Here is a 24,396-nt window from a genome sequence, read left to right as displayed (position 1 = left end):
GACGATGGGCTTAATGATGCCGAGGCGGTGCTTGCCTCGCCCGAAGCCAAAGTCCCCACTCCGCTCCCAGCGGCGCCTGCACACGCAGCGCTTCACCGTTCACCGGATGCCGCAGCGCCAGCGCTCCCGCGTGCAACCACAGCCGTTGCACGCCCAGCCACTCGGCCAGCGCCCGGTTCAGCGGCCCTTTGCCGTGGGTGGCGTCGCCCACGATGGGGTGGGCGATGTGTTTCATGTGCCGGCGCAGTTGGTGGCGCCGCCCGGTCAGGGGTTGCAGTTCCACCAGCGCGCAGCGTGTGGTGGCAAAGCCGCCGTGGGGCAGCGGCAGTTCGTAGTGCTCCAGCGTGCGCCAGCGGGTGTGGGCCGTCTGTACTTCTTCGCGTTCTTTGCGCATGTCGTCGGGCATGCGCTTGAGCGGGTGGTCGGTCAAACCGGCGTCGGCAGGCCAACCGCGCACCACGGCCTGGTAGGTTTTTTGCAAGCCGTTGCCCGCCTCAAACGCCTGGCCCAGGGTGCGCGCGGTGGTGGCATTCAGCGCAAACAACAGCACGCCGCTGGTGCCTTTGTCGAGCCGGTGCGCGGGCCACACGGGTTGGCCCAGTTGGTCGCGCAGCATTTGCAGGGCAAAGCGGGTTTCGCCAGCGTCCAGCCCGGTGCGGTGCACCAGCAGGCCGGGCGGTTTGTTCACCGCTGCAAGATAATCGTCCCGGTAAAGGATTTCCAACATGTTGTTTGTATTGTCCCCTGCCAAAGCGCTTGATTACGAGACGCCGGCCCATGTCGCCACCCACACCCAGCCGTTGTTTGTGAAGCAGGCCAGCGAGCTCATTGGTGTGCTGCGCGACCAATCGCCGCAGCAGATTGCCGAGTTGATGAAGTTGTCGGACCCGCTCGCGGGCCTGAACGTGGCGCGCTACGCCGCATGGACGCCCCGGTTCACGGCCCGCAATGCCAAGCAGGCGGTGCTGGCTTTCAATGGCGATGTGTACGAAGGGCTGGACGCCAAGTCGCTCGCCGCGCCCGACCTGGATTGGTTGCAGCAGCACCTGTGCATTTTGAGCGGCCTCTACGGCGTGTTGCGCCCGCTGGACTGGATGCAGCCGTACCGCCTGGAAATGGGTACCCGCCTGCCCACCGGGCGCGGCAACAACCTGTACCAGTTCTGGGGCAGCCAGATTGCCGACTACCTGAATGCGCGCGCCGCCGCCGACCTGAGTCCGGTGGTGGTCAACCTCGCCAGCGAAGAGTATTTCAAGTCGGTGGACCGCAAAGCGCTGAAGCCGCGTGTGGTGACCTGTGCCTTTGAAGAGCGCAAAGGTGATGGCTACAAAATCATCAGCTTCATGGCCAAACGCGCCCGTGGCCTGATGGTGCGCTACGCCGTGCAGCACCGCCTGACCACGCCCGAACAGCTCAAGGGTTTTGACCTGGAGGGCTACCAGTTTGTGCCTGCCGCGTCCGAGATCGACCGCCTGGTGTTCCGGCGCGAGCACAAGGCTTGAGCGTTTTCTACAGAGATTTGCACACCATGAGCCAGACCATCACCCCCGAACTGCGCCGCTGGCTGCAAGAGCAGGCGGCGGCAGGTTATTCGCGGCAGTCCGTGCTGGAGGCCCTGTTGAAGGCGGGTTGGCAGCCCGCGCTGGCCGCCACCGCACTGGCCAGCGAGTGGGATACACACCAGCGCGACCCAGCCAGTGAGGTCGCCGCAGCATCGCCCCCGCCAAGCCAGCGCCTGCCCGACCTGGACCTGAGCCGCTCGCCGCGCCAGATCGACGCTGGTGACCGCTGGGTGGACGTGATCGCTACGCTGGCCAAACCGCGTGTGGTGGTGCTGGGCCAGTTGCTGAGCACCGAAGAGTGCGATGCCCTGGTGGCGGCCGCACGCCCTCGGCTGGCCCGCTCCCTGACGGTGCAGACGCAGACCGGCGGCGAAGAACTCAACCCCGACCGCACCAGCGAAGGCATGTTTTTCAGGCGGGGCGAAACCGAGCTGATCGCCCGCATTGAGGCCCGCATTGCCCGGCTGGTGAACTGGCCGGTGGACCACGGCGAGGGCATGCAGGTGCTGCACTACGGCACGGGTGCCCAATACAAGCCGCATTACGATTACTTCGACCCCGCCCAGCCGGGCACGGCCAGCATTTTGCGGCGCGGGGGCCAACGCGTGGCCACGTTGGTGATGTACCTGAGCGAGCCCGCCCGCGGTGGCGGCACCACGTTTCCCGACGCAGGGCTGGAAGTGGCCCCGGTGCGGGGCAATGCGGTGTTCTTCAGCTACGACCGGCCGCACCCCGCCACCGGCACGCTGCACGGCGGAGCGCCTGTGGTGGATGGCGAGAAATGGGTGGCCACCAAATGGTTGCGCGAGCGCGTGTTTGAATGAGGGCGTTGCGCCCCCATGTGCAGCGCTTGCGGCCCACACCCGCCGACACCTTGCGCTCAGGAACCCCATGAACATTGTCAGCAACGGTCTGCGTTTTGAAGTTGAAACAGCAGGCGATGGCCACGCCCCGGCGGTGCTGCTCACCATGGGTCTGGGCATGCAGCTCACCGCCTGGCCCGAGCAGCTGTTGACGGCGCTGGTGGGCGCGGGCTACCGCGTGATCCGCTACGACAACCGTGACATCGGTTGGTCCAGCCACCTCGACGAGCTGGGTGAGCCCAACCTGCTGTGGCAGTTCGTCAAGTCGCGCCTGGGGCTGCGCCTGCACGCGGCTTACACCTTGCAAGACATGGCGCAGACGCGCTGGGCATTTTGGACGCGCTGGGCGTGGCGCGTGCACACCTGGTGGGTGTGTCCATGGGCGGCATGGTGTCGCAGCGCATCGCGGCCACCGCACCCGGGCGCGTGCTCAGCCTCACCAGCATCATGAGTTCCAGCGGCGCACCGGGTCTGCCCGGCCCCAGCCCCGAGGTGTCGCGCGCCATGGTCACGCGGCCCAGAAGCCAGTTGCCTGAAGACGTGGTGGACCACACGCTGGAGATTTTTCGGCTGATTGGCAGTCCGGCCTACCCGCAAGACTTGCCGGCTTTTCGCCAGCACCTGCTCGACGGCGTGCAGCGCAGCTACCACCGTGCGGGTGTGTCGCGCCAGTTGCTCGCCATCATGGCCGACCGCGATCGGCACACGCTGTTGCCGCGCGTGGTCTGCCCCACGCTGGTGATGCATGGCGCTGCCGATCCGCTGGTGCCCGTGGCCTGCGGGAAAGACACGGCGGCGCGCATACCCGGCGCCCGCTTTGAGTCCATTGCGGGCATGGGCCACGACTGGCCGTCCGGTGTGGCCGCGCTGCTGGCCAACCACATCATTCCGCACCTCAACGCTGCAACCGCACCGACCCCCGCATGAACCCCAACACCCCCGAACACTCCCAACTGGGCAAGGCCTCAGCCTACATCGACCAGTACGACGCGTCGTTGCTGTACCCCCTGCCGCGCGCGGCCAAGCGGCGCGAGATCGGTATTGCAGGCAGCGTGCCGTTTCTGGGCGCCGACCTGTGGACCGCGTTTGAGCTGAGCTGGCTCAACCTGCGCGGCAAGCCCCAAGTGGCGCTGGCGCACATCACCGTTCCGTGCGAAAGCACGCACATCGTGGAGAGCAAGTCGTTCAAGCTGTACCTGAACAGCTTCAACAACACCCGCTTTGACAGCGCCGATGCGGTGCGTGAGCGCATGCGCCACGACCTCAGTGCCGCCATCTGGCACGGTGGCCCGGTGCAGGCCACCGCCGGTGTGCGTCTGCGCTTGCCCGAGCTGTTTGACCGCGAGCCGGTGCATGAGCTGGACGGCCTGTGCATCGACCGGCTGGACGTGGAATGCACGCAGTACCAACCCGCGCCCGAGCTGCTGCGCGCCGCGCTGCACGAAAAACCGGTGGACGAAACGCTGGTGAGCCACTTGCTCAAAAGCAACTGCCTGGTGACCGGCCAGCCCGACTGGGGCTCGGTGCAGATCCGTTACAGCGGCCCGCAGATCGACCAGGCTGGGCTGTTGCAATACATCGTGAGCTTTCGCAACCACAACGAGTTTCACGAGCAGTGCGTGGAGCGTATGTACATGGACATTCTGGCGCGCTGCAAACCCGCCAAGCTCATGGTGTACGCGCGCTACACGCGCCGTGGCGGGCTCGACATCAACCCCTGGCGCAGCAGCCACCCGCAACTGCCGCCCGCCAACGTGCGCACCGCGCGGCAGTAGGCGCTGAAGCCGGGTCCTTCAAGGCGCCACAGCGCTACCCGCAGCGCGTCGGAGCTTTCCCCGGAGCGCCGTGCCCCACCCAGGATGCGGTGGAACCGGCTTTGCCGGGCCACTCGCATCGCCCCCTTGAGGGGGTCGCGCGCAGCGCGGCGGGGGTGGTCCATCTCACAGCATTTTTTGGATCAGCGCGCCCTTGAACAGCACCGGCCCGGTGGGACCGGTTTCGCTCGGCACGCCGCCTTTGGGCTCCAGGCTGATGGCCAGCGCGGGCACTTCGCGCACGTCGCGCTGGTCGGCGGCCAACTGCAGCAGTTTGTCTGCGCTCAACACCCCGAGTGAGCGCGGACCGCCGGCGGGTGGCAAGGCCCACAGTTGCAGCGACTTGTCGGCCGCCTCCTGGTAACTGCCCACGCGCTGCAGCGTCAGGCGAGCGTTCTTCGGGTCAAACGTGACCAGCATGGACGCGCTGGCCTGGTCGTCGTTGAGCACAGCCACGTATTCGATCTGCGGCTGGGCCGACAGCTGCGCCTGCAGTGCTCCGATCTGCGCGCCCAGGTCGTCGCGCAGGCCCACGGCGGTGACCACCGCCAGCACCGTGGCCAGCGCACCCACTGCGGTGGTGCCGCGCCACAGCGCCAGGCTGCGCAGCCAGCCGCCCGGCGCGGGTGCTGCGGCTTGGGTGCGGGCGGCGGCCATGGCGGCTTGTTCGCCGTCGGCGCGCACCAGGTTGGCAATGCGTGTCCACACCGCAGGCGGTGGTGTGCTGGGGGTTTGCAGTTCGTTCATGCTGGCCACACGGCTTTGCCAGATGAGCGCTGCCGCGCGCACCGGCGCCTGTTCGCGGGCCAGCGTTTCAAAGCGGCGGCGCGCGCCACCGCGCAGCGTGCCCAGCGCGTAGGCGCTGGCCAGACGATCGAGCAGTTCGGGGTGTTGGGTCAAATTCATGGACAAACTTCAGTGGTTCACGGTGCCGGAGCGCCACACGCACCGCATGAAGCGGTCCAACCCAGAGGCACCGCCGGGCCGGCTTGGCCGGACGGCCAGTGCCGCCCCCCTGGAGGGGGGGGACGCGAAGCGGCGCGGGGGGTATTTATGCATACCCTGCCATGCAGCTGCGCAGCTGGTCCAGCCCGCGCCGTATCCAGGTTTTCACCGTGCCCAATGGCAGCCGGAGCTGTGTGGCCAGTTCGCCGTGGCTCAGGTCGCGCAGGTAGGCCAGGCTCACCACCTCGCGCTGTTTGTTCTCCAGTTGGCCCAGGCACTGGTGCAAGGCGCGGGCCTGCTGGCTGGCCAGGCGGGTGTCCATGGGGTTGGGCGAATCGCCGGCCAGGGTGTCGGCCATGGCCTCGTCGATCTCGTCGGTCAGGTGTTCGCGCTCGGCCTTGCGCCGGCGCAGCACGTCCAGCGAGCGGCTGCGCACGATCAGGCCCAGCCAGGCCATGGGCGGGCTCAAGGACGCGCGGTAGTCGGGCGCGGAGCGCCAAATTTGCAAAAACGTGTCTTGCAGCGCGTCCTCGGCCCACTCGGTGTGGCGCACCACGCGCAGCGACAGACCGTACAACTTGCCCGAGGTCAGGTCGTACAGCGCCTTGAGCGCCGCTTCGTCGCGCAGCGCCACGCGGTCGAGCAGGCCCATGAGTTGTGCATCGGGTGTGTCTTGCATGGGCGCATTGTGCGGGAAGCCCGCAGGCTTGGCCGCCTTGGGGGCTGTCACGCCCGCAAGCCCGTGCATCACAGGCGCCGCCGCCGTGGCACCACCTGGGTGGGCGCGGTCAGCAGCGTCACCGGCACCACCGTGATGGCGGTGGCGGGCATTTCCAGCAGTTGCTCGGGGTGCCACACGCGCACCCGCGCGGCGCCCTCGGGCACGTCGGGCAGCATCGCCACGCCGTCGGGTCCGGTTTTCACCGCCCACGGCGTGTCGGCCACGTACACAAAACCCCGCATGGAACCGTGCAAATGGCAGCCCAGTTGCAGGGGTCCGGCCTGGTTCAGCGTCACGTCGGCGCTGCTGGGTTCCTGGCCGTCGAGCTTGCCGGGCAGCCGCAGCTCAAAACCCTGCTGAGCCGTTGCGTTCAGTCCGGCCAGCCCGGCCGGTCTGCCGCGCACATGGTGCTCCCAGCCATCTTGGTTGGTGAAGCGCGCGCGCGAGCCCACCGGCAGCACGCTGACCGCCGGCAAGAACTGCATCTTTTGCTGGGCGATGGTGGCTTGCACGGGCGCTGGTGCGCGCGGCGCCTGCACCACGGCAGACTCCAGCACCACCACCGCGTCGGCCAGGGGCTGGCCGTCGCGGGCCAGCACCGTGACCTGCACCGTGGCCGCTTGCGCCGCGCCCGCCAGCACCAGCCAGGCCAGGGCCTGTGTGGTTTTTTGAAGGGTTGTCATGGCGGCGGCTTTCAACGGACGTTGACCACGTCGCGGTGCATGGGGGCCAACAGCGCGAGCAACTGGTTTTGGCGGGTGAAGGCCATGCCGCGCGCGTTCATGCTGGTTTGCAGCACCTCGACCAGCGCATTGAAGTGGCTGCGGGTCACGTCCATGTTGGCGTGGGCTTCCTTCATGTCGGGGCCTTTGTAGACGCAGGGGCCGCCCGCGAGCTGGCACACCTGGTCGGTCAGTTGCTTGGCGAGGTGGTCGCCCTCGGTGTCTTTGAACTGCTCGCCGATGCGCGGGTCGGCCTTGAGGCGCACCACGAAGTCGTCCATGAGCGCGCGGATACCGGCTTGTTCGCCCAAGGCCTGGTACAGACCGGCGGCAGGGGCCATGGGGTAGGCGCTGGCGGGCGAGGTGGCAGGTGTCGTGGCTTTCAGGGTCATCGACTGGGCCAGGGCGTGGCCGCTGCCCAGGGCGAGCAAGGTGAGGGCGGCAGAGGTGATGAAGGTTTTCATGGGGTAGGTTCAAAAAAGGTTGATATCGGGCGGGCTGGCGTGCGGGCCAAGGTCAGAAAGCGACCTGGGCCGAGAGGTACACGCCGGTCTGTTTCTTGCCGTTGGTGGTGGCGGGCACGATGCGGCCCAGATCCACGTAGGCGGCGGTGAGCGACACGTTTTTGCTCGGTGCCCAGGCGATGAAGATGTCCTTCCAGTCGTCGGCGCGCAGGCCGTTGCCCAGGCCGGCGGCGGCACCCGCGCGCTGCAGCTTGTTGGGCATGGCGCGGTATTCAAAGCCCACCGCCACGTTGCGGCTCAGCAGGTAGGCCACCGAAATTTCGGGCTGCAGTTCGTAGCCGTTGTCGGCGCCGCCCAGCGTGGCGCCATGGCCCAGCAGGCCGTTCTGGTTGGCGCGGGTGGCGCGCAGCGTGCCGTTCACCAGCAGGCCTTGCGCCAGAAACAGCTTGGTGGCGCTCACATACACATCCACGCCGTCGCGCTTGGCGCCCAGCGCGGCCAAGGTGCCGTCCAGCCCGCTGCGCTGCAGGCTTTTCACCTGCACGCCCACGGCAATTTGTGGCATCAGCGTGTCGCTGTCCAGCACCGCGTCGCCCGCCACCCGCAACTTGGCGCCCACGATGTTCTGTTTCAAATGCAGACCCGGCAAGCCCAGCAGGGTGCCGGTGATACCGGTGTTGAAGTCTTGCCGGGCAATCGACAGTTCCACCCGGTCGTCAATGCCCACCGCCGCGCCCACCACGCTCAGGCCGTAGTCCTGCGTGGTGGCGCGGCTCACAAACGCTGAAATACCGGTTTCGCCTTCGGTGGCCTGGCTGCCAATAACGGCCCAGGGCGTGAGGCCACCGCCAGCGGCGCCTTCGACCGTGCTCACGCCGCCGGTCAGCAGCAGTTTGCCGGTGTCGGCGTGGGCGGGCGCGGCGGCGAGCAACGCAGCGGCCAGGGGCAGCAGGGCCAAAGCCCGTGGCAGGTGCAAGGAGGCGGTGGTGTCGTGTGTCATGGGTCGTGTGGGTGCGTTGAAAAATGAAGGCCTGAGAGGCTGCCAGTGCATCCGGCTTTCTGGTTACGCAGGTGCAGACCCACTGGATTCAGATCTGCCCAATTCCATGTGGTTTGAAAGGGCTTTTGAATCCAAAACGGTTCCGGGCTGCGTATCCACAACGTCGGTGCTGCAACAGCTGGGCTGGCGGCTGCCGCTGGCATCTTGTCGTTGGGCGCACGACCCGCTTTTTTTCGCGGTCACGTTTTTTTCCCGCAACCCGAACCGAGGCGTTGTCCATGTTTATTCAGTCCACCCTGGCCGCTGCGGCCACCCTGGCGCTCACCGCCTGTACGTCCAACATGGGCGCGCCCACCGTGGCGTTTTCGCAGTCGGGCCTGCCCGCTGCTGTGCAGGTGCCCGCGGGCCACAAAGTAGCCATGGAAACCGTGGGTATGGGCCAGATCACCTACGAATGCCGTGCCAGGAAAGACTTGGCCGGTCAGTTTGAGTGGGTGTTTGTGGGGCCGGATGCCAAGCTGATGAGCCGCAACGGCCAGCAGGTCGTCAATTACCAGGCCGACTACATCTTCTGGAAGGCTGTGTAACACCCCCCGTGCCGCTGCGCGTCACCCCTCTCCAGGGGGCTGTACTGGCCGTCGGGCGGAGTCAGCCCGGCGGTGCCCTGGGCGCTGCTACTTCGCTCTGCCGCGTATCGCTCCGACGGCGCAAACGCTCGCGATAACCTCAGATGGAGCGGTTGAAGCCTTCCAGTAGGTTCACCGCGTTGGTGCCCACCGCGTCCACCGCGTAGCCGCCTTCAAACGTGAACACCGTGGGCAGGCCAGCGCTGGCCAGCGCCTCGCCCACGGCAAAGTAGTCGGCGCTTTGCAGCGTGAAGCCCGAGATCGGGTCGCCCTCAAACGTGTCCAGGCCCATGGGCACCACCAGCACATCTGCCTTGAACGTCGCCACTGCGTTCAGCGCCTGGCCCAGCGCCGCGCGCCAGGTGGCGAAGTTGCTTCCGCGCGGCAGCGGCAGGTTCAGGTTGAAGCCTTCGCCCGCACCCGCGCCGCGCTCGTCCGCGTGGCCCAGGAAAAACGGGTATTCGGTGGCCGGGTCGCCGTGGATCGACACCGTGAGCACGTCCGCGCGCTCGTAAAAAATGGTTTGCGTGCCGTTGCCGTGGTGGTAGTCCACGTCCAGCACCGCCACACGCTGCTGGCCGCCGTCGCGCAGGGCTTGTGCGGCGATGGCAGCGTTGTTCAGAAAGCAGTAGCCACCAAAGAAGTCGGCCCCAGCGTGGTGGCCGGGCGGGCGGGTGAGCGCAAACGCGCTGCGCGCACCGCCCAGCACCTCGTGCGCAGCGGCCAGCGCGCAGGCGGCACCGCCGCGCGCCGCAGCCCAGGTGCCCGCCATCAGCGGCGAGCCCGAGTCAAACGAAAACAGACCCAGTCGCGCCGCAAAGTTGGCGGGCAGCACGTCGGTGCGGAAGGCGTGGCGGTTGCCCAGCGGCCACACCGAGGGCAAGGCATCGCGCTGGGCGTTGCTGGGGTCCATGGCCACCCATTCGTCCCAGGCGCCCGCCAGAAACTGCGTGTAGCGCGTGGCGTGCACGCGGGCAATCGCAGCGTTCAGGTCGGCGTTGTTCAGTGCCGGTGTTTCCAGCGCGCCCAGCGGGCGGCGCAGCAGCTCGGCCAAGACAAAGTCCAGCCGTGCCGGCACCTCGTGGCACGGCACCATGCGGCCGCGGAACATCTCTTCGCGCCCCTGGTGCAGGGCGTGGTGGGGGTTGTGGAAGGTTTTCATGCGCCGCAGTGTCGCACGGGGCGCGCCAGCACCGGGCGCCATTGGGCCCGCCCGTGCGCGGTGCCGAACGGACGGGTACCACAAAGCCCACTGCGGTGTTTCACCGCCTCCGGCGCCTTCACCCGAGCGCCCACCCCATGACACCGTGGCGGCGTTCTGGCGCATCCGGCCCCTGGTGGGCGCTTTGCTGGTGCCCTACCTGGCCTGGGTGGGCTTTGCCGCTGACCTCAACTGGGTGCTGTGGCGGGCGAACCCAGTGATCTTGGGCTGAGGATATTCGACCTCGGCGACGCCTTCGCTGTGGAGGTCACTTTGCATCGGATAGCAGAACTGGCGCGACAATGCATCCTTGAAATTGTTCGTGTTGAAATCAAGCGACCGAGCACCGCCGTCTCTGATTTCTCTCCATTCTTCAAGGAGCACGCCCCATGTCATCCGGAAAAATACTCGTCGCCCAGGGCGGTGGCCCCACCGCTGTCATCAACCAGTCGCTGGTGGGCGTGGCGCTGGAGGCGCGGCGGTTTCAGAATGTGAAGCGGGTTTACGGCGCGCGCCACGGCGTGCGCGGCATTGTGGACGAAGAATTTGTGGATCTCACGCAGGAGACCAGCCACAACCTGGAGGCCGTGGCGCGCACGCCGGCCTCGGCGCTGGGCTCCACGCGCGACAAGCCCGACCTGGCGTATTGCCAGGAAATCTTCAAGGTGCTCAAGGCGCATGAGATTGAGCACTTTTTCTACATCGGCGGCAACGACTCGTCGGACACGGTGCGCATCGTGAGCGAAGAAGCGCGCAAGGCCCACTACCCGCTGCGCTCCATCCACATCCCCAAGACCATCGACAACGACCTGGTGGGCAACGACCACACGCCGGGTTTCCCCTCGGCGGCGCGTTTTGTGGCGCAGGCGTTTGCCGGCGCCAATCTGGACAACGCAGCTTTGCCTGGGGTGTATGTGGGCGTGGTGATGGGCCGGCACGCGGGCTTTTTGACGGCAGCGTCTGCGCTGGGCAAGAAGTTTCCGGACGACGGCCCGCACCTGATTTACGTGCCCGAGCGGGTCTTCGAGATTCCCCAATTTCTGGCCGACGTGAAGGCGGTGTATGAGCGCTACGGCCGCTGTGTGATTGCTGTGAGCGAGGGCATTCACGATGCGTCGGGTCGGCCCATCATCACGCAGCTGGCGAAAGACGTGGAGAAGGACGCGCATGGCAACGTGCAGCTGTCGGGCACCGGCGCGCTGGCCGACCTGCTGTGCGAAGAGATCAAGGCCAGGCTGGGCATCAAGCGCGTGCGCGGCGACACCTTTGGCTACCTGCAGCGCAGCTTCATTGGCTGTGTGAGCGACGTGGACCAGCGCGAAGCGCGCGAGGTGGGCGAAAAGGCGGTGCAGTTCGCCATGTGGGGCCAGGTGGACGGCTCGGTGGCGATCAAACGCTCCGGCTTTTATTCGGCCGTCTACGAGCTGTTGCCGCTGGAGGCGGTGGCGGGCAAAACCCGCACCATGGCAGACGGGTTCATCACCGCCAGCGGCACCGATGTGACCGACGCGTTTCGCATGTACCTGCGCCCGCTGCTGGGTTCGGACATGCCCGACGCCTACCGCTTGCGCAACAACCCAGTGGCCAAAGTGCTCAAAGCAGGGCCGACGCACCCATGACAGGCCGTTGGTTTTTTCAATTTGCTTGGATGCTCGTGCCCACAATCGGCGCGGCCCAGGGGGCTGACGGTTGCGAGCGGCTGCGAGCGCAGATTGAGGCGCACATTCTGGGCAAAGGTGTGTCGGGCGTGGCTTTGAAGGTGGTGCCAGCCGATGCCGCGGCGCCAGGCGGCGTGGTGCTGGCGTGCGACAACGGCAAAAAGAAAATTGTGCATGCCCAGGTTGCAGTATCCGTACCCGCACAACCCACGGTCGCCCCGTCGCCAAGCCCCAAGCGGCCCACGCGAGACGAAGACATCCTGACCGAGTGCAAAGACGGCACCGTGGTGCGCGGCGGTCGTTGCAAGCACTGAGAGGCTGAGCGTCTTTCGTTCATGCCCGCTCGCCACCCCAAACGCACCCGCTAGTCTCTGCAAACGCGCGCCATAGCCCTGCTATGGCTGTGCTTTGCGCCTTGATCGGGCACGTTTTGAGGCGTTGCTCGGACACGCCCGAAAAACGCTCAGCCGCTGAGGCGGAACAGGCGCTGCTGTGCCGCCGCTCAGCCCAGAGTTTTGAACGGCTGCAGCGCCGACAGCGCCGTGAAGTGGCCGGCGCGCTTTTCCTTCATGGCCACGATGGACTCGCGCACATGCTGGTTGCTCCAGATGGCGCCTTGCAGCCAGCCCATCTGGCGCAGGCTGTCTTCCACCGAGTGGTCGCGCGCGTAGGTCACCGCCTGTTTGGTGCCCCAGATCGCGATGGGTGGTTTGCTGGCGATTTCTTTCGCGCATTGCAACGCGGCGGCCAGCATGGCGTCTGCGCTGTCAAACACCTCGTTCACCAGCCCGTAGGCCAGCGCACGCTGGGCGGGCAGGCGCCTGCCGGTGTAGGCCATTTCTTTCACCACCGCGAATGGAATGAGCTTGGGCAGGCGCTGCAGCGTGCCCACGTCGGCCACCATGCCGATGTTGATTTCCTGGATGCAGAAAAACGCGTCGGCGGTGGCGTAGCGGATGCAGGCCGCCGTGACCATGTCCACCGCACCACCAATGCAACCGCCCTGGATGGCGCAGATCACCGGGATGCGCAGGTTTTCGATCTTGGTGAACGTGGCCTGCATGTCGGTCAGCAGGTCAAAAATGGCGGCGCGGCCTTCGGGGCTCTGGTCGTCCATGGCAATGGCGCCGCTGAAGGTTTCCAGCGCCATGCCGGCGCTGAAGTGTTTGCCGGTGCTGCTGATGACCAGTGCGCGCGCCGTGCCTTCGGTGTGAATCTGCGTCAGCACCTCGTCCAGCTCGCGCCAGAAGGTGGGGTGCATGGTGTTCATGGCCTCGGGCCGGTTCAGCACCAGGTGGGCCACGTGGTCGTCAGTCAAGCTCAGGGAAAAGCAGGTCGGTGTGGGCATCGGTGGCCTTGTCTCGGGGTGTTTTGGAATGGGGTTCACTGTAGCGGCCGGGCAGGGCGGCGTCTGTCCCGGGCTTGACGAGTTTGCCCACCCGCACGCCCAGCAGGCGGATGCGCCGGCTCAAGTCCACGCGCTTCAGGCACAGGCCCGCATGGCGGCGGATGGTGGCGGCGTCGGCGGTGAAGCCGTCGATGGTGGTGTCGCGCGTGACGCTCTGGAAGTTGTCGTAACGCAGCTTGATGCCGATGGTTTTGCCCGCGTAGCCCTTGCGCTGCAGGTCGGCGGCCACCTGTTCGCACAGGCGGGTGAACACCGCCCCCAGTTCGGCGCGGTCGCGCACGGCGTGCAGGTCGCGCTCAAAGGTGGTTTCGCGGCTCATGCTCACCGGTTCGCTTTCGGTCACCACCGGGCGTTCGTCGCGGCCCCAGCTCACGGCATGCAGCCAGGCGCCGTAGCTTTTGCCAAAGTGTTGCACCAGCCAGGCCGGGCTGCGCTGGGCCAGTTCGCCCACCGTGTGGATGCCGTGGCGCTGCAATTTTTCGTCGGCCTTGGGACCCACGCCGTTGATTTTTCGGCACGGCAGGGGCCAGATTTTGTCTTCCAGATCGTCTTCGTGCACGATGCTGATGCCGTTGGGCTTGTTGAATTCGCTCGCCATTTTGGCCATCAGCTTGTTCGGTGCCACGCCAATGGAGCAGGTGAGCCCGGTGGCCTGGAAGATGCTTTTTTGAATCAGCCGCGCCAGCACGCGCCCGCCCTCGCGCTGGCCGCCGGGCACGTCGGTGAAGTCGATGTAGACCTCGTCCACGCCCCGGTCTTCCACCAGCGGTGCAATCTCGGCAATGGTGCTTTTGAACAGGCGCGAGATGCGGCGCACCTCGTCAAAGTCCACCGGCAACAAAATGGCCTGCGGGCAGAGCTTGGCCGCTTTCATCAGCCCCATGGCCGAGCCCACACCAAACTGCCGCGCGGCGTAGGTGGCGGTGGTGGCCACGCCGCGCCCGGTGTAGCCCGACAGGCGCGGGAAAAAGTCCACCGGAATGCGGTCCAGCGTATCGCCCGACCAGTCGCGCTCGGGGTAGGCCTCACGCAGGCGGGCCAACACATCGTCTTCTTTGCGCCGCCCGCCCCCAATCACCACCGGCAAGCCCTTGAGCTGCGGGTAACGCAGCAGCTCCACGGAGGCAAAAAACGCGTCCATGTCGAGGTGGGCAATGCGGCGCAGGCGCGGTGGCGGGGCGGTGTTCACCGTACAAGCATAGCGCCGCCCGCATGGGGCGGGGCGGGACTAAGATGGCCGCAAGGCGGGCGTTTGGTCCCGCTGTTTTCGGGAGCAACAACTTATGAACAACGCCCTGTCTCGCCTGATCGCCGCTTTGTTGGTGGGCGCTGGCATCGCTGTGGCCGGTTTCCATGTCAGCCAGGGGCTGGAGCGTTTTCGCATGTCGGACCGCTCGGTCACCGTGAAGGGCTTGGCTGAAAAAGACGTGGAGAGCGACTTTGCGGTGTGGACACTGTCGTTTCGCCGCGCGGGCAACGACTTCAGCGGCGTACAGCAAGCCCTGGCGGGCGACCGCGACAAGGTGCTGGCATTTCTGAAAACGCGAGGCTTCACCGCCGAAGAGCTGGACGCCCGCCCGCTGCAGGTGCAAGACCTGTTCGCCCGCGAATACCCGCAGGGCAACACGCCGTTTCGTTTCAACGGCATCGGCCAGGTGTTGGTGAAGTCGCCGCGGGTGGCTGAAGTGGACGCCGCCGCCCGCGCGGTGGACCCGCTGATTCAGGCCGGGGTGCAGCTGGGTGGTGAAAACGAGGGTGGACGCAGTGGCCCGCGTTTTCAGCTGCGTGGTTTCAACGACATCAAAGCCCCCTTGCTGGCCGAAGCCACCCGCAATGCCCGCGAGCAGGCCGACAAGTTTGCAGCCGAAGCCGGCGCCCAGCTCGGCCCGCTGAAGAACGCCAACCAGGGCGTGATCCGCATCGCGGGCGACGACGGCAACGACTTTGACGACGGCAGCTCGCGCACCAAGCGGCTGCGGGTGGTGAGCACGTTTGAATACGAACTCAGATGACGAAAGCAGCGATCCGCCGCCGGGCCGCCCCAAGGCGGATCAGCCCCCTCAGGGGCAGCGACCCGCGCAGCGTGGGGGCCTTGTTCATCAGATCGACTTTTGCACCAGCCAGCCTTTGAACAGCCAGGGCAGGCTCGGCCCTGCGCCGGTGGCCACGCCGCCTTTGTTTTCAGCGCTGACGGCGATCTCGGTCACGCCTTGCAGATCGGTTTCTTTCACAGGCATTTGCAGCGTTTTGTATTTGCTCGTCACCACGCCGAGTGAGCGCGGGGCTGCATCACCGGCGATGGCCCACACCTGCATGCTGTCTTCGCGGCCTTCTTTCACCTCATTGAGCCGCTGCACCAGCAGCGCGCCGTCTTTGGGGTTGTAGGTCACCAGCATGGCAGCTTGTTGCTGGTTGTCCAGCAACACCGCCACTTGCCGAATCTGTGGCACATCGACCAGCCGGGCCTGCACATGCTGAATCTGGGCTTTCAGCTGGGTCATCATGCTGGCGCTGGCGGCCCAGCCGAGCAGCAGCAGCACCAGCAAAAAGACAGCCAGCACGCGCCACCAAGGGCTGACGCGGCGCGAGGCGGGGGTGGAGACGGAGGTGTTATTGGTTTCGGCGGAGGTCGCGGTGTCGGTCATGGGTCAATTAAGTCGGATAGGTACCGGGTAGGAGTATGCCTTTGTCCACATTCTGAATGTTGGTATGGCCGCAAAACGCCATGGTCACATCCAGTTCCTTGTGCATGATTTGCAGCACCTTGGTCACACCTTCTTCACCCATGGCCCCCAGGCCATAGACCATGGCGCGGCCGATCATGGTGCCGCGTGCGCCCAGCGCCCAGGCCTTCAACACGTCTTGCCCGCTGCGAATGCCGCCGTCCATCCACACCTCAATCTGATCGCCCACTGCGGCCACGATGGCCGGCAGCGCTTCGATGCTGCTGGGCGCGCCGTCCAGCTGGCGCCCGCCGTGGTTGCTCACCACAATGGCGTCGGCCCCGCTGGCCACGGCCAGTTGCGCGTCTTCCTCGCACATGATGCCCTTCAAAATCAGCTTGCCGCCCCACTGCTTCTTCACCCACGCCACGTCTTCCCAGCTCAGCGTTGGGTCAAACTGCTCGTTGGTCCAGGAAGCCAGCGAACTCATGTCGCTCACGCCTTTTACGTGGCCCACCAGGTTGCGAAAGGTGTGGCGGCGCGTGCCCATCATGCCCAGCACCCAGCGCGGTTTGGTCGCGATGTCCACGATGTTGCCCAGCGACGGAATGACCGAGGCGCGCATCTTGTTCTTCAAGTCTTTGTGGCGCTGGCCAATCACCTGCAGGTCCAGCGTGAGCACCAGCGCGCTGCACTGGGCCACCTTGCAGCGCTCGATCATGCGGGCCATGGCTTCGCGGTCGCGCATCATGTAGAGCTGAAACCAGAACGGCGCGGTGGTGTTTTCCGCCACGTCTTCAATGGAGCAAATGCTCATGGTGGACAGCGTGAACGGGATGCCGAACTTCTCGGCCGCCTTGGCCGCCTTGATCTCGCCGTCGGCGCATTGCATGCCGGTCAGGCCCACGGGGGCAATGCAAACTGGCATCTTGGCCACCTGGCCCACCATTTTGGTGGCGGTGCTGCGGTTTTCCATGTTCACCGCCACGCGCTGGCGCAGCTTGATCTTTTGAAACTCGCTGCTGTTGGCGCGGTAGGTGCTCTCGGTCCACGAGCCGCTGTCGGCGTAGTCGTAAAACATGCGCGGCACGCGCTTTTTGGCCAATACGCGCAGGTCTTCGACGGTGGTGATGACGGTCATGGGGGTTTGTCTCCGGTGTTGTGGGTGTGCTCTGAGCGCGATGTTAGCGAGCCCACCCGGAAATGGCTTGTGAAAGCCCCCTGGCCGGATTGAAATTTCTTGCGCCCCGTGTCCGTTTGGAGGCGGGTGCAGCGGGGCGCAGCGCCGAGGCGGTCGATGATCAGGCAGCCGCTGGCGCGGCTGGCTGGTGTGAAGGCCCTGCGGGCGCTTCCAGCCGGTAGCCGAGGCCGCGCACGGTCTGGATCAGTGCGACGGGGTGACCCTCGTCGATCTTGCTGCGCAGACGGCGGATGTACACGTCCACGACATTGGTCAGCGGGTCTTCACTTTGCCCCCACACGCTGGACAAAATGCGCTCCCGGCTGAACAGCCGCCCGGGTGCGCCCATGAGCAATTCCAGCAACGCCAGTTCGCGTGCCGTCAGGTTCAGGCTGGTGCCCGCCCGGCTTGCGCGCATGCTTTCCCGATCGAGTTCAAGGTCAGCAACCGCCAGCACACGGGCACGGCCGGGCTGCAGGCTGTGAGAGCGGCGGGCCAGCGCCTCAAGCCGGGCCAGCAGTTCTTCAAACTCAAAGGGTTTGCACAGATAGTCGTCCGCACCGGTGCGCAGGCCGTTCACGCGGTCGTCCAGCGAACCGAGTGCGGTCAGTATCAATATGGGCAGTTTCACGCCTTGCGCCCGCAACGTTTGGCAAATCTCCAGGCCGCCCATGCCGGGCAGCATCAGGTCCAGCACCACCACGCTTGGTGTGGTGCCGCCCGACAGTTGGCGCGCTGCCGCCTGCACCAGCGCCAGCCCCTCAGGCCCGGTGGCGGCATGCTGCACCTGGTAGCCCTCGGCGCGCAGGCCCCGCTGCACAAAGTCGGCAATGCGCGGATCGTCTTCAATCAGGATGATGTTCATGGGGCGGCGCTTACGGTCCGGATACGGTCAGTGCAGCGGTTTTTAGCATGGGCAGGCGCAGCACCACACAAGTGCCCTTGTTGCCCGCGGCGCTGGCCGGGCTGCGCAAGCTCAGGCTGCCGCCGTGTGCCTGGGCCAGCGCTTGCGCAATCGACAGGCCAAGCCCAATGCCCCCAGCCCGGTGTACCCGCGCCGCAGCGCCCCGGAACTGCCGCTCGAACACATGCGGCAGTTCCTCAGGTTCGATGCCAATGCCTTCGTCGCTCACATGCAGTTCGACGTGGGGGCTGGCACCGCCGGTCTCATGCACGCTCACCTTCACGAGTCCCTGCGCAAAGGAATAGCACACCGCATTGTCCAGTATCAGCAACAGCAGCTGGCGAAGGCGCTGTGCATCGCCCAGCAACCACACTGGCTTCAGCTCACCGCAAGGGCCTTCAATGCGAATCTGGTGGGCCGCTGCCAGCGCTGCGGCTTGTGTCAGCGCATCGGCCAGGGTCAGCGAAAGGTCCACGGGCTGGCGCACCATGCTGAGCGAATCCATGTCGCTGCGCGCCATGGCCAGCAGGTCTTCAATCACGGCGCCGAGCTGGCGCGAGGTGTCCACAATGCGGTGCAACGCTTCCTGGTATTCCGTGGCGCTGCGGGTTCCACCGCGCAAGGTGATCTCGGCTTCGCCCCGTATCACGGTGGTGGGTGTGCGAAGTTCGTGGCTGATGTCAGCCAGCAACTGTCGTCGACGCACATCGGTCCTTTGCAGCGACTCGTTGGCCTCGTGCAAGGCCCGGGTGCGTTCGCGCACCTCGGTTTCCAGCTCGTGGCGCTGAGCAGCTTCCCGCAAGCGGTGTTGTTCGAGTTCCTCGGCCATGGCGTTCATGCTGCGCGCCACATCCGAAAATTCGTCTTGCCCCTGGACTGCCACCCGGTGCTGCAACTTGCCCTGGCGCAAGGCCTGTGCGCCGTTCACCAGGGCGTCCAGTGGGCGGCGCAGTGCGCGGGCGAAATACACCATGGCCCCAAGCGCAACGAGCGCCAGCAGCAGCGCCATGCCGATCCACAGCGCCTGCATGCGCGCGAGTGCCTGGTCAGCGGCCAGGCGCTCGCGCTCCACGGCAGCTGTTTCGCGCGTGATGCTCTGGGTGATCAGCTGCCGCAGGTCTCGGCCGTCGGCGCGTTCAAAAACCTCGGTGAGCGCGTCCCAGCCCTGGCGTGCGGGTGCGTCGGGCGGCAACACGTTCATCTGTCCAATGCTGGCCCCCAGGGCCCGCACCGTCACATCCAGCACACGCAAGGCATCCAGCCGCGCCAGGTGCTCTGCTTCGCCCGTGGCGTCCAGCCGTGTGAGGCGGGCTTCTTCGGTCAGGCGAGCCAGGTCGGCCAGCGTCGTTTTCATGTTTTGCAGCAAAGCATCCCGCTCGGCCAGTTCACCGCCGGCACCAATCTTTTGCTGCGTGACCCACGAGCGCAAGCGCTGCTTGGTGGCCGACAGTTTGACAAAACCCAGGTGAATGTCGCTCGCAATACGACCGCGCACCACCTGTCGCTCGGCTTCCCGCAGGGCAAACACCGCACCAATTCCCTGCAGCGCCAGGGTGGCGGCCAGAAAGATCAGGACCAGGCTGAGGCGGCGACGGAACATGCGCCCATTGTGTACGGGTTGCCCCCCTGCCCGGGGTTGTCATCTTCTGTTCATCTGGCCGTCAGAGGCTGGTCATGCAGGGTTCAAACCCCATTCAGCCGGTGGTATTTCAATACAGGCAGGCCCTCGCTCAAAGCCAGTGCAGGGGCCTGTTTTTACAACCTCATCCGGAGCCCCGCCATGAAAAACTTGCCTCTACTCGCTGCTGCACTCACCCTGGCCTCCCTGAGCACCGCTGCATCTGCCACCGTGGTCAACAGATCCATCACCGAAGCCGAAGTGCTGGCTGCACAGGCCGGCTGGTGCAAAGCGCTGGTGGACATCAGCCAGACCGGCGAGAAAAGCGGTCAGGCAGCGGCCAAAGCACTGGCCGAAAAAGTCATCGACGGCGCCTACGGCTACCAGATGGGTGCCGTGCTGTTCAAGCCCACGCTGACCGTGGTGCCGCAAACCTTTCGCACCACCCGCGCCGGCGCTTTGGCTTATTTCGTGGGCGGCGACAGCAACTTTCCAAAAGACACCGGCTTTGCCCTCAAGGGCTGGACCCAGTGCCAGGCCAAGAATGCCGCTGTTTTCATCACCGGCGATTCGGCCACCAGCATGGGCAACGTCATGATCACCAACAAGTCGGGTGCCGTGACCACGGTGGACAAAACCTGGAAATACGTGAAAGACGATGCCGGCAACCTGCGCATCGTGGTGCACCACTCTTCACTGCCTTACGCCGGCAACTGATGAAAGCGGTGTGACCTTCAGCCCGGCGCGGGCAGCACCTGCCCGCGCTCGGCTTCGGTCAGTGGTTCCAGCCAGCCCAGTTGCTGTTCCAGTACGGCCACCGTGGCCTCTGAGGCGTCGGTGCCGTGGGCTTGCCGCTCGGTGATGCGCTGGCGCAGCACATCCACCGGGGCTTCGCAGGCCAAGATGCGAAACGCAGCGCCCGTGCTGCGTGCCAGCGTGGCAAACGCTGCGCGCTCGTGCTGGCGCAAAAAGGCCGCGTCCACCAGCACCGTCCAGCCGTCGGTCAGCAGCCGGCGCGTGCGCTTGAGCAACGAGGCGTAGGTGTCGCCATGGGCCTGCGGGCTGTACAGTCCGGTGTTCAGCCCCGAGCCACTGGGCGCCAGCGCGCTCAGGCCGTGCAGGCGCTTGCGCTCCACGTCCGAGCGCAGGCGTATGGCGCGGCCTGTGGCCTCGGCAGCCAGCCAGCGGCTGGAAGCCCATGTTTTTCCGCTGCCCGACAGGCCGTGCGTGATCACCAGTTGCGGCGCGGGTGGGTGGGCTATGGCTTGCGCCAGCCTGAGGTAGCGCCGGGCTTCGGCCAGACAAGCTTGGGCTTCGGGCGCCGCCATTCCTTCGGGGACAGCGCCGCCCAGTTGCCCCAGGCGCAGCGCCGCCACCTTGGCGCGTACCCCCGCACGGTAGCTGGCAAAAAAGCTCCACACCGTGGGGGCCGACACATCGCCGCTGTCGTCCAGCCAGGCGCTCAGCAACACATTGGCCAGGCCGGGGCGGCCGTGATTCAGCAGGTCCATCCAGGCAAAGGCCATGTCGTTGGCCACGTCGATCCAGCGCAGCGCGTCGTTGAACTCAATGGCGTCGAACGGCAACACGTCTTGGTCACCGTCCGCCCCCACCAGCACCAGGTTGGCCAGGTGCAAGTCGCCATGGCCTTCGCGCACGCGGCCCTTTTGACGCCGCCTCGAAAGCAGCGGTTCAATGGCGCTGAAGCGCTGTTCGGTCCATTCGCTCAGTTCGCGCACCAGCGCGGCGTCAGCGGGGTCGGTCAGGGCCGTGCGCAGGGTGTTGAAGTTGTCGCGCGGCCAGCGCATGGCTGCGGCCGCATGGCCCCATTCCTGGCCATTGCCCGCCACGGCGGCCCGGGCCTGAAACATCACCATGCGCCGCGCCAGCCTGGCCATGTGCTCGGGTGTGAGCGCGCCGCGCTCACACAGGTGGTCCAGCCGGACCGCTTCGTCAAAGCGGCGCATGCTCACCGCGTATTCAATGGCCTGTGCGTCGTCGGCCGTGCCCGGCACGCCCCAGCGCGGTTGCGCGGCTGTGCCCACAAGGGGCAGCGCGCCCAGATACAGCTGCGTATCGGGTCGATCGTGTTGCTGAAAGCGGCGGTTCACCCGAATCTCGGTTTCGCAGGCCTGGCGGCGCAGGGCCAGGGTGCTGAAGTCCATGAACGGAAAGCGCACTGGCTTTTTGATCTTGTAGGCCAACGCGCCCGCCAGCAGCACCCAGGCGCCATGCGTTTCCACCAGCGTCACGCGCTCCACCGCCTGCGGCTGCAGGTCGGCATACAGCGCCGGGTTCAGCAGGGCGGTGATCAGGGGCGGCAGTGCGTCGTTCATGCGAGCCACTTTACGTGCCCACACCCTGTGGCATCCTGACACCGCCGTGCATCCACCGTCAGGGCTGTGAAAATACCGCAACAGTCACCACCAGCACACCACGGACACGGCACCCATGAACCTGGCCCACCTGCTCGAACGCGCCGCGCTGCAAGACCCCGCGCGCCCCGCCATTTTCAGCGGCACCCGCAGCGTGGCCACGCACGGGCAATGGGCACAGCGCGCATCCGGAGTGGGTGCTCACCTGCGCGCCGCAGGCCTGCAGCCTGGCGACCGCGTGGTGCTTTTCATGCGCAACCACCCGCGCACCCTGGAGCTGATGTTTGGCGCCTGGTGGGCCGGGCTGGTGGTGGTGCCGGTCAACGCCAAGCTGCACCCGAAAGAAGTGCAGTGGATCGTGGACAACGCCCAGGCCCGCTGGGCCTTTGTGACGAGCGACGTGGCGCCCGACCCGGCGGCGTTCACCGGGCTGGACGGCGTGATGGACGCCGACAGTACCGCCTGCACCGCCTGGCTGGAAGGCAGCGAGCGCTTGCCCGCCATCGCCGAACGCGGCCCCTCCGACACCGCCTGGTTGTTCTACACCAGCGGCACCACCGGCCGGCCCAAGGGCGTGATGATCACGCACCGCAACCTGCTCACCATGGGGCTCACCTACTTCAACGACGTGGACCCCATCGCCGCCCACGACGCCATTGCCTACGCCGCACCCATGTCGCACGGCGCCGGCATTTACGCCATCCCGCACCTCATGGCCGGCGCGCGCCACGTGGTGCCCGCTTCGGGCGGGTTTGATGCGGCCGAACTGTTCGTGCTGGGCCAGCAGCTCGGGCCGCTGTCGCTGTTTGCCGCGCCCACCATCGTCAAGCGCATCATGGACGAAGCCGAAGCGCAAGGCCTCTCGCCCGAGCAGTGCGGGCAAAGCTTCAAAACCATCGTTTACGGCGGCGCGCCCATGTACGCGGCCGACATCCAGCGCGCCCTGCGCACCATGGGCCCGCGCTTTGTGCAAATTTACGGCCAGGGCGAAAGCCCCATGGTGGGCACCGCGCTCAGCCGCGCGCACCTGGCCAACACCGAGCACCCGCGCCATGCTGAACGCATCGCCTCGGTGGGTGTGGCGCAAACCCCGGTTCGCATCCGCGTGGCCGGCCCAGGCGGCGAGTCGCTGCCAGTGGGCGAAGTGGGGGAAGTGCTCATTCAAGGCGACAGCGTCATGGCCGGCTACTGGAAAAACCCCGAGGCCACCGCAGCCGCTGTGCGCGACGGCTGGCTCTGGACCGGCGACATGGGCGTGCTGGATGCCGACGGCTTCTTGACCCTCAAAGACCGCAGCAAAGACCTGATCATCAGCGGTGGATCAAATATCTACCCGCGCGAGGTGGAGGAAGTGCTGCTCACCGCCCCCGGCGTGGCCGAGGTGGCCGTGGTTGGCGCGCCGGACCCGGAGTGGGGCGAAATCGTGGTGGCCTTTGTGGTGCCGCAGCCCGGCGCGGCGCTGGATTCAAAGACGCTCGACGCTTTTTGCCTGGAGCATATTGCGCGTTTCAAGCGGCCTAAACGCTATGAAATCGTGGACGCGCTGCCGAAGAACAACTACGGGAAGGTGTTGAAGACGGTGTTGCGGGAGCGGGTAGGGCAGAAGGCAAAAGGCAAGACCTGACCCCGTTGCCCAATGGCAACACGCCAGCCCGGGGGTGCGTCTGCGCTTGGGGGGTCTGGGTCTGAATGGGGTGTTGTGGGCATGGAGCGCATCCGGCTTGGTCGCTGTGACGTCAGTATGGGGCGCGCTGATCGCCAGGCGGTTGACCCACCGCAAGCCTTGACCGGTGGCGCAAACGGTGCCACTGCCCCTGCTGCTCAACTTGCCTCAAGGGCTTTGCGTCCGCCAGTTGGCGTGAGTTCAAAGGCCGTTACTGGGACGCTGCAGGGCATAAGGCAACGGGCAACGGGCAACAGGCAAAAGGCAAAAGGCAAAAGGCAAAAGGCAAGACCCCTTTGCGCCGTTGAGAGCATTCTGGCGCTCGTGATTGAGCGTGCAAAAAAATATCTTGAGTTAATTTCCTTTCTGAAGAAGCTCTACGAAGCGAGATTGAGACAGGCTTGATCGCATTTTGATTGAAGAATCGCTGCTGTTGGCTAATACCCCGTTCTGATAGGTCAATATGTAAAAGTCGACGAATCCTTCAGTTGTTTCCTCGGAAGTATCTTCAGCAACGACAGTTGATTCTTGCCCATCTTCACTAGAGATTTCTCTCTCAATGAGCGCTCCCGGGTCAGGTCTTGCAAGTTCCACCACAATAGTTCGCTTGATGCCTTCCGCCGATTCGTTGCGTTCGTGGAATATTTGCCCCCTGCCGAACGAATAAGCTGGTGGGACACCTTGTGTCCACACCCTTCGTTTTATCTTTTCTGCTGCTTCCAATTTTCGGCCAAGACGTGCTTCCTTTTTTTTGTTTGCCTCAGTGTCTATCCGCTCGTCAAGGCGTATGTCCAGTTGGGTGCGAAAGCAATCGCCAACAACGAAGGCCCATTCGTCCGCGTTTCTGTCGATAAATCGGATCGACAGATTCTGGCTCAATGCCGTTTTGCATGGAACTTGACCTTCAACACCTATGCGTGCTGAGGCCTGCGAAGCGCGGCGCTGCGTACTCGAACGGGTTAGCTGGAAGGTGCTTGAGCTTGGACAGGCGCAGGTACGCAATGGCGAT

General features: G+C 65.7%; 26 protein-coding genes and 1 pseudogene. 12 read left to right on the top strand and 15 right to left on the bottom strand.

Annotated elements, in window-relative coordinates:
- Positions 1-10 precede the first annotated feature (10 nt).
- On the bottom strand, positions 11-727 hold the full coding sequence (locus Q7J58_RS09260) for a pseudouridine synthase (RefSeq protein ID WP_304826595.1): 717 nt from the start codon (positions 725-727) through the stop codon (positions 11-13).
- On the opposite strand from Q7J58_RS09260, the gene yaaA reads away from it, so the two are divergent.
- The 5 genes from yaaA (at position 726) to queF (ending at position 4,200) form a co-directional block, all read left to right on the top strand.
- A complete protein-coding gene (gene yaaA, locus Q7J58_RS09255) occupies positions 726-1,502 on the top strand; it encodes a peroxide stress protein YaaA (protein ID WP_304826594.1) in 777 nt (258 codons plus the stop codon). The genes Q7J58_RS09260 and yaaA overlap by 2 nt on opposite strands.
- Positions 1,503-1,528: 26 nt before the next feature.
- Positions 1,529-2,386, top strand: a complete 858-nt coding sequence (locus Q7J58_RS09250) for a 2OG-Fe(II) oxygenase (protein ID WP_304826591.1) — start codon at positions 1,529-1,531, stop codon at positions 2,384-2,386.
- 67 nt (positions 2,387-2,453) lie between these two features.
- Entirely contained in the window at positions 2,454-2,876 is a 423-nt protein-coding gene (locus Q7J58_RS23200) for a hypothetical protein (protein ID WP_336623486.1), read from the top strand.
- Positions 2,774-3,352, top strand: coding sequence for an alpha/beta hydrolase (locus tag Q7J58_RS23195; protein WP_336623485.1), 579 nt, complete (start codon positions 2,774-2,776; stop codon positions 3,350-3,352). Before Q7J58_RS23200 ends, Q7J58_RS23195 begins: the two co-directional genes overlap by 103 nt.
- Entirely contained in the window at positions 3,349-4,200 is an 852-nt protein-coding gene (queF, locus tag Q7J58_RS09240; protein ID WP_304826588.1) for an NADPH-dependent 7-cyano-7-deazaguanine reductase QueF, read from the top strand. Before Q7J58_RS23195 ends, queF begins: the two co-directional genes overlap by 4 nt.
- 165 nt (positions 4,201-4,365) lie before the next feature.
- On the opposite strand, the gene Q7J58_RS09235 is transcribed toward queF, so the two are convergent.
- The 5 genes from Q7J58_RS09235 to Q7J58_RS09215 all read right to left on the bottom strand — a co-directional run bounded on the left by Q7J58_RS09235 (position 4,366) and on the right by Q7J58_RS09215 (position 8,091).
- Positions 4,366-5,145: an anti-sigma factor gene (locus tag Q7J58_RS09235; RefSeq protein ID WP_304826585.1), complete on the bottom strand. Its 780-nt coding sequence runs from the start codon at positions 5,143-5,145 to the stop codon at positions 4,366-4,368.
- Between the two features lie 145 nt (positions 5,146-5,290).
- Positions 5,291-5,863, bottom strand: a complete 573-nt coding sequence (locus Q7J58_RS09230; protein WP_304826582.1) for a sigma-70 family RNA polymerase sigma factor — start codon at positions 5,861-5,863, stop codon at positions 5,291-5,293.
- 68 nt (positions 5,864-5,931) lie between these two features.
- Entirely contained in the window at positions 5,932-6,588 is a 657-nt protein-coding gene (locus tag Q7J58_RS09225; RefSeq protein WP_304826579.1) for a plastocyanin, read from the bottom strand.
- Positions 6,589-6,599: 11 nt separating this feature from the next.
- Entirely contained in the window at positions 6,600-7,091 is a 492-nt protein-coding gene (locus tag Q7J58_RS09220; RefSeq protein ID WP_304826576.1) for a group 1 truncated hemoglobin, read from the bottom strand.
- A gap of 52 nt (positions 7,092-7,143) precedes the next feature.
- Positions 7,144-8,091 (bottom strand): DUF3034 family protein, encoded by a 948-nt coding sequence (locus Q7J58_RS09215; RefSeq protein WP_304826573.1) that lies wholly within the window; start codon positions 8,089-8,091, stop codon positions 7,144-7,146.
- Between the two features lie 278 nt (positions 8,092-8,369).
- On the opposite strand from Q7J58_RS09215, the pseudogene Q7J58_RS09210 reads away from it, so the two are divergent.
- Positions 8,370-8,612, top strand: a pseudogene (locus Q7J58_RS09210) (DUF3455 domain-containing protein); the annotation flags it as partial.
- Positions 8,613-8,817: 205 nt separating this feature from the next.
- On the opposite strand, the gene Q7J58_RS09205 reads toward Q7J58_RS09210, so the two are convergent.
- A complete protein-coding gene (locus tag Q7J58_RS09205; RefSeq protein ID WP_304826570.1) occupies positions 8,818-9,879 on the bottom strand; it encodes a histone deacetylase family protein in 1,062 nt (353 codons plus the stop codon).
- A 145-nt stretch (positions 9,880-10,024) separates the two neighbouring features.
- Here Q7J58_RS09205 and Q7J58_RS09200 point away from each other — a divergent pair, with 145 nt between their 5' ends.
- The 3 genes from Q7J58_RS09200 (at position 10,025) to Q7J58_RS09190 (ending at position 11,890) form a co-directional block, all read left to right on the top strand.
- Positions 10,025-10,150 (top strand): tryptophan-rich sensory protein, encoded by a 126-nt coding sequence (locus Q7J58_RS09200; RefSeq protein WP_304826567.1) that lies wholly within the window; start codon positions 10,025-10,027, stop codon positions 10,148-10,150.
- A 157-nt stretch (positions 10,151-10,307) separates the two neighbouring features.
- Positions 10,308-11,537, top strand: coding sequence for a 6-phosphofructokinase (locus tag Q7J58_RS09195; protein WP_304826564.1), 1,230 nt, complete (start codon positions 10,308-10,310; stop codon positions 11,535-11,537).
- A gap of 29 nt (positions 11,538-11,566) precedes the next feature.
- Positions 11,567-11,890: a DUF1161 domain-containing protein gene (locus Q7J58_RS09190; protein ID WP_304826561.1), complete on the top strand. Its 324-nt coding sequence runs from the start codon at positions 11,567-11,569 to the stop codon at positions 11,888-11,890.
- A 188-nt stretch (positions 11,891-12,078) separates the two neighbouring features.
- Here the strand turns inward: Q7J58_RS09190 and Q7J58_RS09185 are convergent, their stop codons facing one another.
- Positions 12,079-12,924 (bottom strand): enoyl-CoA hydratase-related protein, encoded by an 846-nt coding sequence (locus Q7J58_RS09185; RefSeq protein WP_304826558.1) that lies wholly within the window; start codon positions 12,922-12,924, stop codon positions 12,079-12,081.
- On the bottom strand, positions 12,887-14,125 hold the full coding sequence (locus Q7J58_RS09180) for a DNA polymerase IV (RefSeq protein WP_304826664.1): 1,239 nt from the start codon (positions 14,123-14,125) through the stop codon (positions 12,887-12,889). Before Q7J58_RS09180 ends, Q7J58_RS09185 begins: the two co-directional genes overlap by 38 nt.
- Positions 14,126-14,267: 142 nt before the next feature.
- On the opposite strand from Q7J58_RS09180, the gene Q7J58_RS09175 reads away from it, so the two are divergent.
- On the top strand, positions 14,268-14,996 hold the full coding sequence (locus tag Q7J58_RS09175) for an SIMPL domain-containing protein (protein WP_304826555.1): 729 nt from the start codon (positions 14,268-14,270) through the stop codon (positions 14,994-14,996).
- A gap of 87 nt (positions 14,997-15,083) precedes the next feature.
- Here the strand turns inward: Q7J58_RS09175 and Q7J58_RS09170 are convergent, their stop codons facing one another.
- The 4 genes from Q7J58_RS09170 to Q7J58_RS09155 all read right to left on the bottom strand — a co-directional run bounded on the left by Q7J58_RS09170 (position 15,084) and on the right by Q7J58_RS09155 (position 19,331).
- Positions 15,084-15,629 (bottom strand): anti-sigma factor, encoded by a 546-nt coding sequence (locus Q7J58_RS09170; protein WP_304826552.1) that lies wholly within the window; start codon positions 15,627-15,629, stop codon positions 15,084-15,086.
- 7 nt (positions 15,630-15,636) lie between these two features.
- Positions 15,637-16,788: an alpha-hydroxy acid oxidase gene (locus Q7J58_RS09165; protein ID WP_304826549.1), complete on the bottom strand. Its 1,152-nt coding sequence runs from the start codon at positions 16,786-16,788 to the stop codon at positions 15,637-15,639.
- A gap of 160 nt (positions 16,789-16,948) precedes the next feature.
- The gene (locus tag Q7J58_RS09160; RefSeq protein ID WP_304826546.1) at positions 16,949-17,692 is read right to left on the bottom strand and encodes a response regulator transcription factor; all 744 of its coding nucleotides are present in this window, start codon (positions 17,690-17,692) and stop codon (positions 16,949-16,951) included.
- 10 nt (positions 17,693-17,702) lie between these two features.
- A complete protein-coding gene (locus Q7J58_RS09155) occupies positions 17,703-19,331 on the bottom strand; it encodes a HAMP domain-containing sensor histidine kinase (RefSeq protein ID WP_304826544.1) in 1,629 nt (542 codons plus the stop codon).
- A 180-nt stretch (positions 19,332-19,511) separates the two neighbouring features.
- Here Q7J58_RS09155 and Q7J58_RS09150 point away from each other — a divergent pair, with 180 nt between their 5' ends.
- Positions 19,512-20,066: a hypothetical protein gene (locus tag Q7J58_RS09150; protein ID WP_304826541.1), complete on the top strand. Its 555-nt coding sequence runs from the start codon at positions 19,512-19,514 to the stop codon at positions 20,064-20,066.
- Positions 20,067-20,083: 17 nt separating this feature from the next.
- Here the strand turns inward: Q7J58_RS09150 and Q7J58_RS09145 are convergent, their stop codons facing one another.
- On the bottom strand, positions 20,084-21,685 hold the full coding sequence (locus Q7J58_RS09145) for a bifunctional aminoglycoside phosphotransferase/ATP-binding protein (protein WP_304826539.1): 1,602 nt from the start codon (positions 21,683-21,685) through the stop codon (positions 20,084-20,086).
- A gap of 115 nt (positions 21,686-21,800) precedes the next feature.
- On the opposite strand from Q7J58_RS09145, the gene Q7J58_RS09140 reads away from it, so the two are divergent.
- Complete coding sequence (locus Q7J58_RS09140) at positions 21,801-23,348, top strand: AMP-binding protein (protein WP_304826536.1); 1,548 nt, start codon at positions 21,801-21,803, stop codon at positions 23,346-23,348.
- Positions 23,349-23,741: 393 nt separating this feature from the next.
- On the opposite strand, the gene Q7J58_RS09135 is transcribed toward Q7J58_RS09140, so the two are convergent.
- Positions 23,742-24,396 (bottom strand): hypothetical protein (locus Q7J58_RS09135; protein ID WP_304826533.1); only part of this gene is annotated, 655 nt, incomplete at its 5' end.

The sequence above is a fragment of the Hydrogenophaga sp. genome, from assembly GCF_030656115.1.
Taxonomy (GTDB): Bacteria; Pseudomonadota; Gammaproteobacteria; order Burkholderiales; family Burkholderiaceae_C; genus Hydrogenophaga.
The sequence above is the reverse complement of the archived record's forward strand: the minus strand, read 5'-3'. Positions and strand labels throughout refer to the sequence as shown.

Coding starts and splice junctions, on each gene's coding strand:
- yaaA (WP_304826594.1), top strand. CDS start 726: ATGTTGTTTGTATTGTCCCCTGCCAAAGCGCTTGATTACGAGACGCCG.
- Q7J58_RS09260 (WP_304826595.1), bottom strand. CDS start 727: ATGTTGGAAATCCTTTACCGGGACGATTATCTTGCAGCGGTGAACAAA.
- Q7J58_RS09250 (WP_304826591.1), top strand. CDS start 1,529: ATGAGCCAGACCATCACCCCCGAACTGCGCCGCTGGCTGCAAGAGCAG.
- Q7J58_RS23200 (WP_336623486.1), top strand. CDS start 2,454: ATGAACATTGTCAGCAACGGTCTGCGTTTTGAAGTTGAAACAGCAGGC.
- queF (WP_304826588.1), top strand. CDS start 3,349: ATGAACCCCAACACCCCCGAACACTCCCAACTGGGCAAGGCCTCAGCC.
- Q7J58_RS09235 (WP_304826585.1), bottom strand. CDS start 5,145: ATGAATTTGACCCAACACCCCGAACTGCTCGATCGTCTGGCCAGCGCC.
- Q7J58_RS09230 (WP_304826582.1), bottom strand. CDS start 5,863: ATGCAAGACACACCCGATGCACAACTCATGGGCCTGCTCGACCGCGTG.
- Q7J58_RS09225 (WP_304826579.1), bottom strand. CDS start 6,588: ATGACAACCCTTCAAAAAACCACACAGGCCCTGGCCTGGCTGGTGCTG.
- Q7J58_RS09220 (WP_304826576.1), bottom strand. CDS start 7,091: ATGAAAACCTTCATCACCTCTGCCGCCCTCACCTTGCTCGCCCTGGGC.
- Q7J58_RS09215 (WP_304826573.1), bottom strand. CDS start 8,091: ATGACACACGACACCACCGCCTCCTTGCACCTGCCACGGGCTTTGGCC.
- Q7J58_RS09205 (WP_304826570.1), bottom strand. CDS start 9,879: ATGAAAACCTTCCACAACCCCCACCACGCCCTGCACCAGGGGCGCGAA.
- Q7J58_RS09195 (WP_304826564.1), top strand. CDS start 10,308: ATGTCATCCGGAAAAATACTCGTCGCCCAGGGCGGTGGCCCCACCGCT.
- Q7J58_RS09190 (WP_304826561.1), top strand. CDS start 11,567: ATGCTCGTGCCCACAATCGGCGCGGCCCAGGGGGCTGACGGTTGCGAG.
- Q7J58_RS09185 (WP_304826558.1), bottom strand. CDS start 12,924: ATGCCCACACCGACCTGCTTTTCCCTGAGCTTGACTGACGACCACGTG.
- Q7J58_RS09180 (WP_304826664.1), bottom strand. CDS start 14,125: ATGGACGCGTTTTTTGCCTCCGTGGAGCTGCTGCGTTACCCGCAGCTC.
- Q7J58_RS09175 (WP_304826555.1), top strand. CDS start 14,268: ATGAACAACGCCCTGTCTCGCCTGATCGCCGCTTTGTTGGTGGGCGCT.
- Q7J58_RS09170 (WP_304826552.1), bottom strand. CDS start 15,629: ATGACCGACACCGCGACCTCCGCCGAAACCAATAACACCTCCGTCTCC.
- Q7J58_RS09165 (WP_304826549.1), bottom strand. CDS start 16,788: ATGACCGTCATCACCACCGTCGAAGACCTGCGCGTATTGGCCAAAAAG.
- Q7J58_RS09160 (WP_304826546.1), bottom strand. CDS start 17,692: ATGAACATCATCCTGATTGAAGACGATCCGCGCATTGCCGACTTTGTG.
- Q7J58_RS09155 (WP_304826544.1), bottom strand. CDS start 19,331: ATGTTCCGTCGCCGCCTCAGCCTGGTCCTGATCTTTCTGGCCGCCACC.
- Q7J58_RS09150 (WP_304826541.1), top strand. CDS start 19,512: ATGAAAAACTTGCCTCTACTCGCTGCTGCACTCACCCTGGCCTCCCTG.
- Q7J58_RS09145 (WP_304826539.1), bottom strand. CDS start 21,685: ATGAACGACGCACTGCCGCCCCTGATCACCGCCCTGCTGAACCCGGCG.
- Q7J58_RS09140 (WP_304826536.1), top strand. CDS start 21,801: ATGAACCTGGCCCACCTGCTCGAACGCGCCGCGCTGCAAGACCCCGCG.